The 12,980-nt window shown below is 64.7% G+C and carries 17 protein-coding genes; 6 read left to right on the top strand and 11 right to left on the bottom strand.

Annotated elements, in window-relative coordinates; genetic code table 11:
• The first annotated feature begins 146 nt into the window (after window positions 1–146).
• The 4 genes from AB0J29_RS11370 (at window position 147) to AB0J29_RS11355 (ending at window position 2,785) form a co-directional block, all read left to right on the top strand.
• Window positions 147–1,484: a glycosyltransferase 87 family protein gene (locus AB0J29_RS11370; protein ID WP_364783037.1), complete on the top strand. Its 1,338-nt coding sequence runs from the start codon at window positions 147–149 to the stop codon at window positions 1,482–1,484.
• Window positions 1,485–1,550: 66 nt separating this feature from the next.
• Window positions 1,551–1,868, top strand: a complete 318-nt coding sequence (locus AB0J29_RS11365) for a hypothetical protein (RefSeq protein WP_364783034.1) — start codon at window positions 1,551–1,553, stop codon at window positions 1,866–1,868.
• Between the two features lie 175 nt (window positions 1,869–2,043).
• Window positions 2,044–2,343 carry a hypothetical protein gene (locus tag AB0J29_RS11360; RefSeq protein WP_364783031.1) on the top strand — a complete coding sequence of 100 codons (300 nt, stop codon included), beginning with the start codon at window positions 2,044–2,046 and terminating at the stop codon, window positions 2,341–2,343.
• Window positions 2,225–2,785, top strand: coding sequence for a UTRA domain-containing protein (locus AB0J29_RS11355; protein ID WP_364783028.1), 561 nt, complete (start codon window positions 2,225–2,227; stop codon window positions 2,783–2,785). Before AB0J29_RS11360 ends, AB0J29_RS11355 begins: the two co-directional genes overlap by 119 nt.
• A 98-nt stretch (window positions 2,786–2,883) precedes the next feature.
• Here the strand turns inward: AB0J29_RS11355 and AB0J29_RS11350 are convergent, their stop codons facing one another.
• The 7 genes from AB0J29_RS11350 to AB0J29_RS11320 form a co-directional block, all read right to left on the bottom strand.
• Window positions 2,884–3,612, bottom strand: coding sequence for a Mut7-C RNAse domain-containing protein (locus AB0J29_RS11350; protein WP_364783025.1), 729 nt, complete (start codon window positions 3,610–3,612; stop codon window positions 2,884–2,886).
• 43 nt (window positions 3,613–3,655) lie between these two features.
• Window positions 3,656–4,264, bottom strand: a complete 609-nt coding sequence (locus tag AB0J29_RS11345) for a hypothetical protein (RefSeq protein WP_364505814.1) — start codon at window positions 4,262–4,264, stop codon at window positions 3,656–3,658.
• Between the two features lie 3 nt (window positions 4,265–4,267).
• Window positions 4,268–4,771 (bottom strand): F0F1 ATP synthase subunit B, encoded by a 504-nt coding sequence (locus AB0J29_RS11340; RefSeq protein ID WP_364505816.1) that lies wholly within the window; start codon window positions 4,769–4,771, stop codon window positions 4,268–4,270.
• A 6-nt stretch (window positions 4,772–4,777) separates the two neighbouring features.
• The gene (locus AB0J29_RS11335) at window positions 4,778–5,035 is read right to left on the bottom strand and encodes a F0F1 ATP synthase subunit C (RefSeq protein WP_040687366.1); all 258 of its coding nucleotides are present in this window, start codon (window positions 5,033–5,035) and stop codon (window positions 4,778–4,780) included.
• Window positions 5,036–5,118: 83 nt separating this feature from the next.
• Window positions 5,119–5,790 (bottom strand): F0F1 ATP synthase subunit A, encoded by a 672-nt coding sequence (gene atpB / locus AB0J29_RS11330; RefSeq protein ID WP_364783346.1) that lies wholly within the window; start codon window positions 5,788–5,790, stop codon window positions 5,119–5,121.
• Between the two features lie 113 nt (window positions 5,791–5,903).
• A complete protein-coding gene (locus AB0J29_RS11325) occupies window positions 5,904–6,431 on the bottom strand; it encodes a hypothetical protein (RefSeq protein WP_364783022.1) in 528 nt (175 codons plus the stop codon).
• 138 nt (window positions 6,432–6,569) lie between these two features.
• Entirely contained in the window at window positions 6,570–8,048 is a 1,479-nt protein-coding gene (locus AB0J29_RS11320) for an FAD-dependent monooxygenase (protein WP_364783019.1), read from the bottom strand.
• A gap of 72 nt (window positions 8,049–8,120) precedes the next feature.
• Between AB0J29_RS11320 and AB0J29_RS11315 the strand changes: the two genes are divergently transcribed.
• Complete coding sequence (locus AB0J29_RS11315) at window positions 8,121–8,789, top strand: TetR/AcrR family transcriptional regulator C-terminal domain-containing protein (protein WP_364783016.1); 669 nt, start codon at window positions 8,121–8,123, stop codon at window positions 8,787–8,789.
• Here the strand turns inward: AB0J29_RS11315 and AB0J29_RS11310 are convergent.
• The 4 genes from AB0J29_RS11310 to AB0J29_RS11295 are packed head-to-tail and all read right to left on the bottom strand — an operon-like array spanning window position 8,767 to window position 11,200.
• Window positions 8,767–9,510: a metallophosphoesterase gene (locus AB0J29_RS11310; RefSeq protein ID WP_364783013.1), complete on the bottom strand. Its 744-nt coding sequence runs from the start codon at window positions 9,508–9,510 to the stop codon at window positions 8,767–8,769. The two genes, AB0J29_RS11315 and AB0J29_RS11310, sit on opposite strands and share 23 nt — an antisense overlap.
• A gap of 21 nt (window positions 9,511–9,531) precedes the next feature.
• The gene (locus AB0J29_RS11305; RefSeq protein ID WP_364783010.1) at window positions 9,532–9,783 is read right to left on the bottom strand and encodes a BON domain-containing protein; all 252 of its coding nucleotides are present in this window, start codon (window positions 9,781–9,783) and stop codon (window positions 9,532–9,534) included.
• On the bottom strand, window positions 9,784–10,347 hold the full coding sequence (locus tag AB0J29_RS11300; RefSeq protein ID WP_364783007.1) for a hypothetical protein: 564 nt from the start codon (window positions 10,345–10,347) through the stop codon (window positions 9,784–9,786).
• A gap of 52 nt (window positions 10,348–10,399) precedes the next feature.
• The gene (locus AB0J29_RS11295) at window positions 10,400–11,200 is read right to left on the bottom strand and encodes an SAM-dependent methyltransferase (RefSeq protein WP_364783004.1); all 801 of its coding nucleotides are present in this window, start codon (window positions 11,198–11,200) and stop codon (window positions 10,400–10,402) included.
• Between the two features lie 368 nt (window positions 11,201–11,568).
• Between AB0J29_RS11295 and AB0J29_RS11290 the strand changes: the two genes are divergently transcribed.
• The gene (locus AB0J29_RS11290) at window positions 11,569–12,825 is read left to right on the top strand and encodes a serine hydrolase domain-containing protein (protein ID WP_364783001.1); all 1,257 of its coding nucleotides are present in this window, start codon (window positions 11,569–11,571) and stop codon (window positions 12,823–12,825) included.
• The last annotated feature ends 155 nt before the right edge of the window (window positions 12,826–12,980 follow it).

The raw sequence follows: 12,980 nt of genomic DNA, 5'->3' as shown, positions 1-12,980 counted from the left end.
TTACGTACGTTGAAGAATTTGGCTATCGCCGTAGTACAGCTGGTGCGGGATGAAGGGATGGATCGGTCCAGTCATGAGGTCTTATCACCCAGCAGGATCCTGTACCGCCAATCCTGCGACGGTATTGCCTCGGTTGTAGCGGATCGGTGCGAGACACCCGGAAGCTGGAGTTTCCGCGTACGGGACCAGCGATATACCTGCTCGCCGGGAGCGCCGTGCTGTCGGCGATCCTGCTCTTCACCACCATTGATCCCTTCCTGGACAAGGGCGGATTCCTGGTTGGTGGCCTCGATGTGCACATCTATCGGGACGGTGCGTTTCGCATCGTGCACGGTCTGCCGCTGTACACCGAACCGACCATGCGCGACCTGCTGTACACCTACACGCCGTTCTCCACGATCGCGTTCGTGCCGATCTACCTGGTGCCGTGGGGGTACGTGACGAACACCTGGCTGGTGTTCAATCTCTCGGTGCTCATCGCCTGTGTGCTGCTCAGCTGGCGGCTGCTGGGCTATCGGATCACGACTCGGCTGGTGGTGGTCAGCGTGCTGATCGCGGCTACCTTGGCATTCATCGAGCCGGTCCGCCAGACGCTCTACTTCGGGCAGATCAACCTGGTGTTGATGCTGCTGGTGCTGTTGGACGCGCTACGCGCGGAACGAAGCAAGCTGCTCGGCATCGGCGTCGGACTCGCGGCGGGCATCAAACTCACCCCGATCTACTTCGTCGCCTACCTCGCGGCCCTGCGGCAGTGGCGCTCGGCGGTGACCGCGTGCGTCACCTTCGTCGCCTCGGTCGCCTTCGCCTGGGTGATCCTGCCCACCGATTCCCGGCAGTACTGGACCTCGACGTTCTTCCAGTCCAACCGGATCGCCGTGGACAACCACCCGGCCAACCAGTCCATTCGTGGCGTCATCGCGCATCTGCTCGGTGGGCCCGCGCCGATGTGGTTGTGGGTGCTCATCGCGGGCTCGGTCGCGGTCGCCAGCCTGATCGTCACGTCGGCGCTGTATCAGCGTGGTGAGCGGCTGCTGTCGATCACTCTGGCCGGTCTCACCGCGTGCGCGGTGTCGCCGTTCTCCTGGGGACACCACTGGGTGTGGTTCGTGCCGCTGTTCGTCTTCCTCGTGCACAAGGGGCTGGACAACTGGCGCTGGTGGGTGGCGGCGGCGGTGCTGTTCACCGTGACCGCCTCGTGGAGCTACCACTGGAGCAAGACGTGGGTGTCGGTCGGGGTGTTCCTGCTGCCGCCGTGGTGGCCGGTCACCAAGGTACTGATCAACGGCTACGTCATCGAATTCCTCATCGTCCTGATCGCGGCGTGGATACACCTACGCAGGCACGGCTGGTCGGCCCTGCGCCAGCACTCGGCCGAACGCTCGATCCGATTCCCGCTGGCGCGCCGCCGCGATCCGGAGTCCCCTTCGTGCCCAACCCCTTCCCCTGACCGACGGCGGAAACCGTTGGCGGACAAGGTGGTCTGACGTGCATGGCGGGGAGGACCTGTCCGCGTATTGCATCGGGCGGCGGTCGTTCTCGTGGCTTGTCATGTGATCACACCGTCGGTGGCCGCGCCCGAGAATGCCGCGCAACTGCGGAATCCGGCCGCGCGGATCGCACCGGCCGGATTCTCATCCGGCACTTCGGTCGACACCGTCGGCTATCCCATCTCGGGAACGAGCCCGGATCAGGCGCATAGCGCGCTGGGTGTGGCGGCGCTGCTGTTGGAGATCGGGCCGCGCAATGCGGACTGCAACGGATTCTTCCCCGAATACTCGTGTCTGGATCGATTGCTGTGGCCACAGATCAGACAGGCGTTCAGCGCGCCGGCACGGGCCGCCGCCGCGCCGTATCGTCAACAGGTCTAACGCCTTTGCGATCTCTTTACCTGCGGATTCCCTTCGGTTTCCACCCGAAATCGGCCTCTTGCCGGGCACGTCGGCCGGGGTTACGGTTGCTTTCTGCGTCGCGAAGCAACCGGTCACCAACGGGTTGCTGAAGTCGCACGAACATATCGCTCGACCGGGCTGGAGGTTTACCGCTATGACGAAGAAGAGGGCTCAGCCTAATCCGATGTTCGCGGTGACCATGGTCAATGCCATCCATCAGGATGTCGATGGTTATGGGGACAGATGGGTGGCCACCGTCGACCACGGGAATATGCGCGCCGACTGGATCGCCAACGCTGTCGCCAAGGACCCGCGCACTGTCCGGATCTGGTGTGATGACTGCGGGAACAGCGTCCATCTGTGTGCCGAAATCCGGGGTTACCTGCCCGCGGACGTACGCAAGGCACTGGCCGACGCCTGGGAGCACTACCACCCGACGCACCACGCCTCGTAGCCGTTCAGCCGCAAACCTGCGCGTTTGTCCAACTCGGCAGGGGGACAAGCGGGTTCGCGCGCGAGCACGAGTTGCCGCAACTGCTGTGCTCGACGATGGGCCGAACCATTCGGTATTCCATTCGCTGCTGATGCATTTCGACGACGAGGTGCCTGTCCAGGTGGCGGACCGCTACGTCGACCCCGCGCCCGCACCCGGCTACCTCGACCAGAATTTCGCTGAGCTCACCCCGAACCGGTACCTCAGCGAGGTGGCCGCACTCGGCCGCGGCGAACACGTCGTCGAGGCGGTACAGGGCACTCAGGAGGACTGCCGGCTACTGCGCATCCGCCGCACTGAACCGTTCCTCCAGATCCGCCGCCACACCTGGTACGCCACTGCCCTGGTGAGCCTCGTCCACCCCGGCTCCCGCAGCCGCGTGGAAGGCACCTTCGGAGCCTGAGCGCCTCCCGCGCACCGATTCGCGCGGCGCGCACGGTTCGTGCGCGGCGTAGGAAACCGTGGGCGGCGTGCGGGCGGGGCGCGAGTAAGTGCGCCCCATCATGGGCTGGTGCCGAAGTTCTCGAGGGCGTGGGTGACGATGTCGTCCAGGCGGGCGTGGTGGGCGCCCTTCCAGTAGGTTCGGCCGCAGTCCAGGCATTGGGCGAAGGCGTTGTAGGTGCGTTCGGTGTCGCTTGGTAGGTGGCCGCGCAGGGTTTGTTTCTCCGCTATGCGGAGTGGGCCGTTGCAGGCGGTGCAGCGGGTCCATGGGGCCAGGGGTGGTGCGAAACGAGAGAGGACGTCGTCGAGTTGTTCGGCCGGGCGGTGGCTGTAAATGTATGCGCCCGCGAAGATTTCGCGGCGGCGCAGCAGGCCGCGATCGCGGGAGAGCAGGATCCGATGTTCGGTCGCCGAACGCGTGGCGAGGGCGGCGTCACCGATATCCGGATTCTCGTAGGCGGTGTCCACACCGAGCAACCGCAGTCGCCGCGCCAGGGTGCCGAGATGGATATCCAGCAGGAATCGCATCGGTTCCGCGAATCGTTGTGGGCGCACCACGGCGCGCACCGATACCACCGCGCCGTCGGCGGGCAGCTGCGCCGGGCTCATCGACCGACCGTCGACCAGCAGCTCGCCGACCTCGGTGAGCGGTACGCCGAGCGATTCCACGATATGTCCGAGCGTCGACACGCTGTCGATCGGCACGGCGGAGGGACCGTGCCGCTGTGCGGCCGCGACGAACAGCCGCAATTCGGGCGCGAAATCGACCGTGATCTGCGCGGTGGTCACGCGGCCAGCATGCCAGGGCATGCGGTCCGGCGACCACCCGGATTCACAGCGCCCAGGGCTGGGCGCGGCGTCGGACCGGCGGCTCCGCGTTGGCCATGGCCTCGAGGTCCTCGAGGAATTTGTCGATGCTATCGGCCGCCACGTGGGTGGCGCTGATCTCGTAGCGGACCTTTTCCTCGGTGCTGTCCATCACTGTGGTGATGAGCTCCTCCTTCAGATCGCGGATGAGCTGGGTGCGCATCTGCGCGATCTGATCGCGGCCCTGGCTGCGGACCCGGGCGACCTCGGCATCGGCGAATTCGCGCATCTTGGCGATGATGCGCTCGGCGTCGGCGCGCGCGTCCTCGCGAATGTGCTCGAGTTCGGCCTGGGCGTCGGTGACCGCGTTGTCATAGGATCGTTTGGCCTCGACGAGGCGGTCCGCCGCCTGTTGGTTCTCCTCGATCTGTTTCTGAATATTGTTCTGCGCCTTCGTCATCAGCCGTTTGACCGGCGGTGCCACATATTTGACGATGACGAAGATGATGACTGCGAAACCGAAGAGCTGGCTGAAGAAGATCGGCCAGTCGAAGGTGATGTGGAAGATGCCCGAGTCCTCGGACTGGGCTGCGCGGATGGCCCCTTCGGCAAGGATGCCGCTGTTGAGGTTCATTGGCTACGCTCGTTCTGACTGATGGCCGGCGCTGAAGCCGGCGTGCCGATCCTTGATGCCGAGCACACGATCGGCCAATGTCTCGGCGAGCGGTTCGACAGCCTCACGCAGCTCAGCGGCCACTTGATCCGCCTGGGCCCGCAGTTCCGTCGCGGATTCCGCGACGATCCTGTCGGCCTCCTCCTGCGCCTCACTTCGCAACTGCTCGAGGATAATTCGGCCCTCGTGCCTTGCCTGGTTCCTGATCCCGACCGCTTCACTGCGCGCCTGCGCGACGGCCGCCTGATATTTCGCTTCGGCGTCGGCGAACAAGGCTTTGGCTTCCTTGTTGTCGACCGCGGTCTCCGCGACTCTCGCCTCGCGTTCCGCCAATACCTTACGTATCGGCGGAACGACGAACAGCCACATGACCCCGAGCACGATCAGGAAGATCAACAGCTCGGCGAAGAATGTGCCGTTGGGAATGAGGAAGTTCCCCTCGGCAACAACATCCGTTCGCGGAGTCATACTGAATTACTTACCTGGAGTAGCGAATACGAAAAGCGCCATGAACGCTAGATTGATGAAGTACGCCGCCTCGACCAGACCCACGGTCAGGAAGAAGTTACCGCGGAGGCGACCCTCGGCTTCCGGCTGACGGGCAACGCCGTTGATCAACGCGGCGCCGGCGAGTCCGTCACCGATTCCCGCGCCGATGGCGCCACCGCCCATAATAATGCCGCCGCCGATGAGCGCGCCCTGGACGATGGCCGCCGTGGTTGCGTCTGCCATTTTTCACTTCCTGTTCTCTACTGAACTCGATCGGCGGCGCCGATCTTTTGTTGTTTCGAGCGACCCGACAGCGGCCGCCGGGGCTAGTGTTCGTCCTCCAGCGACATCGACTGGCTGAAGTAGAGGACGGTCAACAGCGAGAAGATGAATGCCTGGATCGCTCCGACGAACAGATCGAAGAGTTTCCAGATGGCATTCGGTCCCCAACTGATCCAGAACGGGAACAGCGCGATCACCGAGACCATAACGCCGCCAGCGAACATGTTGCCGAACAATCGCAGCGACAGTGAGAGCGGTTTGGCGACTTCCTCGATGACATTGATGAAAACCATCGGGCCCCATCCGGTATGGCCCTTCAGCAACTGTTTGGCATGCCCACCCGGGCCGCGTCGATATACACCAGCACCCTGATACATGATGAAGACGAACAGGGCCAGCGCATAGACGAAATTGACATCCGATGCGGGCGGTGCGATCAATTCGCCGTGTCCATACTGCACTGGCAGCACGGACAACCAGTTCGACAACAGGATGTAGATGAAGAGCGTGACGGCCAAGGGCAGCGCGAACGGCGCGACCTTCATGCCGATGGCGCTTTCCACCTGGTTGCGCATCTGGACCGTCACGGTCTCGAAGAACAGCTGCACGCCGTTGGGGACGCCCGATGTCAGCTTGGCCCGCAGGTAGAACGCCAAGCCGAGCACGATCGCCGCTGCGATGGCGGTCGAAATGATCGTGTCGACATTGAAGTCCATACCCCACAGATGCGCGACCGCATGTTCGCCGACCTTAATTTTCGGCTCTTCGGCGGGCGCTTCCTGGGCGAGGACCGGAAGCGCCGATCGGGCGATGAAGGCGAGTTGATTCGTCATGATTGCTGGCGAAGCTCCTTCACTTCAGGCAAGACGGTGACCAACACCAGAATCACTTGAAAGGCGGCCATGCCGAAGAAGATTCCGATGCCATGCGGCCTTGCCAGGAACCCCACGGCGAGCGAACCGCCGGTTATTGCGATCAGTCGAGTCGCCGAGGAGAGGTAGAGGCCCTGTTTCCTCGGTTTCTCGGCGTCGGCGACGCGGTTGACCGTCAATCGGGTCAGTTGCGCATTCAACCAACCGAGTCCGAGTCCGATGCAGATGAACAGGCCGAGCAGCAGTCGGTCGAGTGCCCCGGCCGCCGCCAGAGTCAGTACGCCGACGCCTAATGCGAAGACAGTCGCACGGCGCATTCGGAGTGCATTGATATCCACTTCGACACCGTCCTCGGTCATCAGCCCACCTCGTAGTGGATCGTGATTGATCGATAGCATACACATCAACAACGCCTTTGCTGGGCAACGTTTTTGATCTTTCTCCGGCGGATTTTCGAGCCGTGTCCTTGTGATGCCAGTGTCCATCCCGAGTCATCAAGATCAATTGAATACCCACTACGGAACAAGATCGACCAGACTTTGCGCTCGGCAATTTACGATGCGCTAATTTGCGACAAATTTCGCAAATTGGACATGGTGGGCGGAAAAGGGCAGGGATATCGATCAGGCCGGTGCGCCGACCCAAACGGTGAGCGCCTCGGGCAATCCCGCGGCGTCGGGTTTCTCGCTCGCCCAGGCGACGTAGCCGTCCGGTCGCAGCAGGACAACGGCGGGGGTCGGGATCTCGCCGACGCCCGGGATAGTCCACTGCTTGCTGTGCCTGGTGGCGGCAACGATTTCGATCCGGTCGTGCCATTCGGGCCGCGCCGGAAGATCGTTTCCGTCGAGCATGAGCAGCACTGGGCGGCCCGCACGGAGGAGTTCGTGGACCCGGGTCGCGCCCGCCGCGGTGGTGATGTCGGCATCCGGGACGCGGCGGCCGATGAGCGGGTGTTCGCCCTTGATGTCGTAGCGGATATCGAGTGCGCTGATCATCAGGCCGAGGCGGTGGCGCACCTGGTCCATATCGATCAGATCGCTCATGATGTCGCGCAGTGCGTCGGTGTGTGGGCCGGGGCGCCCGAGTGCGGTCTGGGCGCGGGTGTTGTGCAGGACGCGGGCGGCAATGGGGTGGCGCTCGGACTCGTAGGTGTCGAGGAGCTCGTCGGATGCGTTGCCGCGCAAGGTGGCGGCGAGCTTCCAGCCGAGATTCATCGCATCCTGCAGCCCCAGGTTCTGGCCCTGACCGCCCGCTGGGTAGTGGATGTGCGCGGCATCCCCGGCCAGGAAGACGCGGCCAACGCGGTACCGGTCGGCCTGGCGGGCGGCGTCGCCGTAGTGCGAGATCCAGCGTGGGCTGTGCATACCGAAGTCGGTGCCGGCGAGTTCGGTGAAGTTGGCGCGGAAGTCCTCGAAGCTCAGTTCGGCGTCGCGCTTCAGGACGAGATCGTGGCGCTGTACGAGCAGTCGGTACCAGCCGGGCTCGAATTGGATCGCCGAGAAGTCACCCGCACCGGCGCGGTGTGCGAAGACGGTCCCCGCAGGCGGATCGGTCAGTTCGACATCGGCGAGCATGCCCGTCACCGTTGCGTCGGTGCCGACGTAGTCGATGCCCGCCAGCTTGCGCACCGCGCTGCGGCCGCCATCGCAGCCGACCAGGTAGGCCGCGCGAATCCGGCGGGGATTCGGACCGCCGATTTCCACCTCGACGCCCGCCGCGTCCTGATCGAAGCCGACGACCGGTGCAGCCCACTGCACGGTCGCGCCGAGTTCGGTTGCGTGCCGGTCGAGTTCGCGTTCGATTACCGACTGCAGGACGGCCAGGGTGAAGGGGTAGCGGGTATCGAAGTCGCTGAAGTCCATGCGCAGCCCGCCGAAGTGCCCGGCCTGCATGGCGCGGCCGAGCGGGAACAGGTCGTCGAGCAGGCCGCGCTGATCGAGCATTTCCATGGTGCGGGCGTGGATGCCGCCCGCCCGCGATTCGCCGGTACGCGCCGGAAGTCCGTCGACGAGCGCGACGTCCACACCGGCCAGGCGCAGTTCGTAGGCCAGCATCAGCCCGGTCGGTCCGGCGCCGGCGATCACCACATCGGTCGTTTCCATGTCCGCTCTCCTTAACGTTGTTAAATGATTTAACGTTGTTAAGGAGAGCAGAACATTGTTAAGCTGTCAAGAATGGAACGGCAGGAGGTGGCGGTGAAGATCGATGCGAAGGTGATCGCCGAGGCGGCATTGGGTCTGCTCGACGGGGTCGGTCTCGACGGGCTGACCATGCGGAAGGTGGCCGCGGCCCTGGATGTGCAGGCGCCCGCGCTGTATTGGCATGTCAAGAACAAGCGCGAACTGCTCGATGCGATGGCCAGGCGGCTCTTCGTCGCCGCTGTCGAGGGGGTCGAGGCACCGCGACAGGGGGAGGACTGGCAGGACTGGGTGGTGGCGCTGGCCGCACGGTTGCGCCGGTCGATGCTGCGCTATCGGGACGGGGCGAGGGTGCTGGCCGGAACCTATGTCAGCGATGAAGCCATGTGGCGCACCGTGGAACTGACCTTGCGCACACTCGAGGACGCGGGCTTCTCGGAGGTCGATGCCGAGCGGGTGTTTCCGATCCTGCTGCACTACACGATCGGGTTCGTCATCGAGGAACAGGCCCAATCCGGCGCGGAATACGCCGACGGCAACCCCTACGATCCGGCGCGGTTGGAGCATGCCGTCGATGCCGAGCGTTATCCGCGGGCCGCGCGCATGGTGGCCGATCTCTTCGAGGCCGATGCCGATGTGGAATTCGATCGCGGCCTGCGCGTCATCCTGGCCGGAATTCTCGCTACCCGAACGGTGTCGGCGTAACCGCTGTTGTTTCCGGCGTCAGTTCGTAGACAACGTAGGCGGTGCGCACCACCGGTTGGGCCACATTGCGCACCCGGATGCCGCCCGGCGTGGTGCCGCGTTCGATGCCCGCATGCGCGTGTCCGTGGATGGCGAGGTCGGCGTGCTGGTCATCGATGGTTTCACCGAGTAGATAGGAGCCGAGGAACGGGTAGATCTCGCGCGGCTCGCCGTGCAGGGTGTCGCTGATGGGGGAGTAATGGGTCAGCGCGATGGTGATATCGGTGTGTAGGCCGGCCAGTGCCGCGCGCAGCATCTCCGCGAGGTCGATGGTGTGCGCGGCGAACTCCCGCATTACGCGTTCGCCGAAGACGCTCGCGCATTTGCCCGCGAAGCCGCCGCCGAAGCCCTTCGTCCCCGCGATGCCGAGGGTCTGTCCGTCGACCGCGAATTCCGTTGCGGTGCCCTCCAATACGGTGATGCCGTGCTCGGTGAGCTCGGCGGTGATCTCGTCCTGCGCGTCGCTGTGGTGGTCGTGATTGCCGAGCACCGCGACGACCGGGACACCGAGATCGGCGAATTCCGCCGCCACGACGCGACCTTCGTCGACCGTGCCGTGTCTGGTGAGATCACCGGCCAGCAGCAGCACATCGGCGCGGTCGGGCAGTTGCGCGAATGCCGGGCGGAGTTCGCCGCCCGACTCGACGCCGAGATGGACGTCACCGATTGCCGCGATCCGCATGTGCCCCGCTCCTTTCCGGGCTCAGTCCGCCAGCGCCTCGGCGGCACCCGGCGCGCACGGCGGCGTGACGTGCACGTCGTTGTGGATACGGGCGCGCGGAAGCTGTTCGCGCACTACTGTTTCCATTCGCAGCTTGCGTTCGATAGTGCTGACCTCGCCGTCGAGGACGACGACATCGCCGCGGATCGTCACCTGCACACCGAGTTCCGCGGTGCGCGGATCCTCGGCCAGCGCTCGGCGCAGGTGCGCGACCAGATACTGCGGTCGATCCATTTACACCACCCGCTTCGGCTCGACTACTCCGAGATCATCCAGCAGTCCGAGAAAGGCTCGGGCATAGGGCGAAACATCGGTTTCCTTGCGCACCCGCTCCCACTCCACTTGTTCGCGCAGATCGCGCGCGATCGCCAGCAGCGGGCTCAGGTCCAGTCGATGCGCGTCGAAGACCAGTAACTTATCGATCATCAGATCGGTCGCGCTGATCACCGGTGCCACCGCCGGGCCGACGCGCATCATGTCCGCGCGATCGAGTAGCTCGTCGGTGACGGCACGGTTGTTCGGTCGGTAGATCAGGTCGATGAGGACGCCGTTGTCATAGACCTTGGTCAGCCAGTCCTCGGGCGGATCCGCGATCCGCAGTCCGCCGCGGACCAGCGCACCGCGGGCCCGCGACAGGTCGGTGGGCTTGATGAGGATGTCGACATCGTGCTCCGAGGCGGGCCCGCCGCGCGCGTACACCGCGCAACCACCCGCGACCGCGAAGCGGATACCGGCATCCGCAAGAGTGTTCACCGCGCGGGTGAGCGCGTGCAGTAGTTCGTCGATCGTCGGGACCATATCTGCGCCATACCCGCGGTTCGATCGGCTAATCGCCGCCGCGGTGGCGCGGTCAGGGTTTGCGGGCTATGCCGCCGACCATCAGCCGTTCGATGACGGTCGGTTTATCGCGCACGATGCGGTTCGGGCGCCATTGGGGCAGGTAGACCAGGCCGGGGTCGACCAGGTCCAGGCCGCGGAACAGATCGTGTATCTGGTCCTGGGTGCGGAAGCGGCCGGTGCCGAGGGAGTGTAGGAAGGCATTCTCGATCAACTGGGCTTGCGGGCCGCAGTCATAGAAGTGCGTGATGAACAGATGGCTGCCCGAAGGGACGGCGTTCAGATATCCGTCCACCACGCCTGCCGGATCCTCCTTGTCGTGCAGATAGTTCAGCACGCCGACGAGCATGATGGCGACCGGTTGGCCGAAGTCGATCAAGCGCCGCACATCCGGATGCTCGAGCACCATATCGGGGTGCCGGAGATCGGCGGTGACGACGACGGTGTCAGCGTTTTCCTGCAGCATCGCCCGACCGTGCGCCAAGACGATCGGATCATTGTCCACATAGACGACATGCGCCCCCGGTTGCAGCGATTGCGCGATCTGGTGGGTGTTCTCCGCGGTCGGCAGGCCCGCACCGAGATCGAGATACTGCCGCAGTCCGACCTCACCTGCCAGATAGCGCACGCCACGACCCCGGATCTCGCGATTGAGCTTCGCCAGATCGCCGATCTTCGGCATGGCCGCGCGCAACTGGTCGTGAACCTTTTCGTCGACGGGGTAGTGGTCCTTCCCATCGAGCAGCGCATCGTAGACGCGCGAAATGCTCGCCTTGCTCTGGTCGATCCGCGGCAGCGACCCGATACCCGTCATTTCACCCTCCGCGCTATGTCCAGCGAAGTATATGTGTGCGAAAAGCCTAGTTACGCAGCTGGTTACCCTGCGGACCAACGCTCGAATCACGCCCGATATCGCCTGCATGAGCTGGTTTCACCCGCACCGGCGTGCGAGCCAGCGTCGGCGGCGTCCACCGACATCGGGTACCGGGGCTCGCGCTTCGGGCTTCCCGGACCCGAGGCAGTACCTCGAATAGCGTGCAGTCCGCCACCGGCACCGACTGTGTCCTCAGACGCCCCCGTGCGCCATGCCATACCTGCTGCCCGCCGGTACCTCGCATCGCGAAACCAAGGCCGCGGCGTGGGCTCGACCGGGGGCCGGATCGGCGTCGATATGCTGGCCGAGTGAAGGTGTTACCTGGCACGATGGTGACCGTCGCCGATGATCTGGACGCGGTGACGACGGTCGGGCACGAGGACGATCCGGCGGCCGCGGGGTTGACGAACGGCGACGTCGCGGCGCTGTGGGCCTCGGTGCAGGCGTGGTATCGAATGGGGGCGACGCCCGCGATTCAGACGTGTCTGCGGCGCAATGGGCAGATCGTGCTGAACCGGGCGATCGGACACGGCTGGGGGAATGCGCCGAGCGACGGTCCGGATGCGGAGAAGGTGCTCGCGACGCCGGAGACGCTGTTCTGCGGATTCTCCACCGCCAAGGGCGTCGCCGCGACGCTGATGTTCATGCTGATCGAACAGGGTGCGTTCGGGCTGAATGATCCGGTATGCAAATACATTCCGGAGTTCGCGGCGCACGGCAAGGACGCGATCACCATCGGCGATGTGTTGTCGCATTCGGCGGGTGTGCCGTTCATTACGCCGCCGTACAAGGGCGTCGAGTTGGTGCTCGACGAGGAGTTGGCCGTGCAGGGGTTGGCCGATCTGGTGCCGAGTTGGCCGCCTGGGCGATTCCGGGTCTATCACGCGTTGACCAGCGGTTTGATCCAACGGCTGCTGGTGCAGCGCGCCACCGGGAAGCGGATGCGTGAGCATCTCGCCGAACAGGTGCTCCAACCATTGGGCTTTCGCTGGAACAACTTCGGGGTCCGGCCGGAGGATGTCGACAAGGTCGTGCCAAGCGTGAAGACCGGCCCGCCACCGTCGCGAATGTCGATGCTGTTGACGCGCAAGGCACTCGGTGGCCGGATGGACGGTGCGACCGCCAGATCCGCGAATCGGGATTTCCTGGCCGCCGAACTGCCGTCGGGCAATATCGTCACCACCGCCTATGAACTGTCCCGATTCTACGAAATCCTCACCCGCGGTGGCGAACTCGACGGCGTTCGGATCATCGAGCCGGACACCCTCCGCGAAGCGATCCGACCCGCCCGTCGCATACCCGGTCTGGCCGGACGCGTCAGCAGCGCCGGCTTCGAACTCGGCGCCCGTCGCTCGAAGTTCGGGCGAAATACCCAGTCCCACTTCGGCCGCACCGGCCTGACAACCCAATACGGCTGGGCCGACCCCACCCGCGGACTTTCCGGCGCGATCCTCACCAGCGGCAAGGCCACCACCGATACTGAACGCCCCTGGGCCCTGGTCGCCCAGATTTCCGACACCATCAGCCAACTCGCGCCGGCCGATCGGCTGTTCGACACCGAATGATTTCGTTGCGGCGGTGGATCGCCGCGGCGAGTACTTCTGCGGAATGCTGCGGCCGGGCTCGCGGATCCAGGTGTTCGATATGCGTGCGACAGCTGAAACCAGCTGCCAGAACCGGGGTTTCGCGATCTCGGTTGCAGTGAGCATCGTGCAGGTCG

The organism is Nocardia sp. NPDC049707 (assembly GCF_040674855.1).
Lineage (GTDB): Bacteria > Actinomycetota > Actinomycetes > Mycobacteriales > Mycobacteriaceae > Nocardia.
Note: the sequence above shows the minus strand (reverse complement) of the source record. Positions and strands in the feature narration are given on the sequence as shown.

Excerpts from the sequence above, each read along its gene's own strand:
- AB0J29_RS11360 (WP_364783031.1), top strand. The coding sequence starts at position 2,044 with ATGACGAAGAAGAGGGCTCAGCCTAATCCGATGTTCGCGGTGACCATG.
- AB0J29_RS11320 (WP_364783019.1), bottom strand. The coding sequence starts at position 8,048 with ATGGAAACGACCGATGTGGTGATCGCCGGCGCCGGACCGACCGGGCTG.
- AB0J29_RS11305 (WP_364783010.1), bottom strand. The coding sequence starts at position 9,783 with ATGGATCGACCGCAGTATCTGGTCGCGCACCTGCGCCGAGCGCTGGCC.
- AB0J29_RS11345 (WP_364505814.1), bottom strand. The coding sequence starts at position 4,264 with ATGAACCTCAACAGCGGCATCCTTGCCGAAGGGGCCATCCGCGCAGCC.
- atpB (WP_364783346.1), bottom strand. The coding sequence starts at position 5,790 with ATGGACTTCAATGTCGACACGATCATTTCGACCGCCATCGCAGCGGCG.
- AB0J29_RS11325 (WP_364783022.1), bottom strand. The coding sequence starts at position 6,431 with ATGGACACTGGCATCACAAGGACACGGCTCGAAAATCCGCCGGAGAAA.
- AB0J29_RS11340 (WP_364505816.1), bottom strand. The coding sequence starts at position 4,771 with ATGACTCCGCGAACGGATGTTGTTGCCGAGGGGAACTTCCTCATTCCC.
- AB0J29_RS11310 (WP_364783013.1), bottom strand. The coding sequence starts at position 9,510 with ATGCGGATCGCGGCAATCGGTGACGTCCATCTCGGCGTCGAGTCGGGC.
- AB0J29_RS11315 (WP_364783016.1), top strand. The coding sequence starts at position 8,121 with ATGGAACGGCAGGAGGTGGCGGTGAAGATCGATGCGAAGGTGATCGCC.
- AB0J29_RS11335 (WP_040687366.1), bottom strand. The coding sequence starts at position 5,035 with ATGGCAGACGCAACCACGGCGGCCATCGTCCAGGGCGCGCTCATCGGC.
- AB0J29_RS11355 (WP_364783028.1), top strand. The coding sequence starts at position 2,225 with ATGACTGCGGGAACAGCGTCCATCTGTGTGCCGAAATCCGGGGTTACC.
- AB0J29_RS11295 (WP_364783004.1), bottom strand. The coding sequence starts at position 11,200 with ATGACGGGTATCGGGTCGCTGCCGCGGATCGACCAGAGCAAGGCGAGC.
- AB0J29_RS11300 (WP_364783007.1), bottom strand. The coding sequence starts at position 10,347 with ATGGTCCCGACGATCGACGAACTACTGCACGCGCTCACCCGCGCGGTG.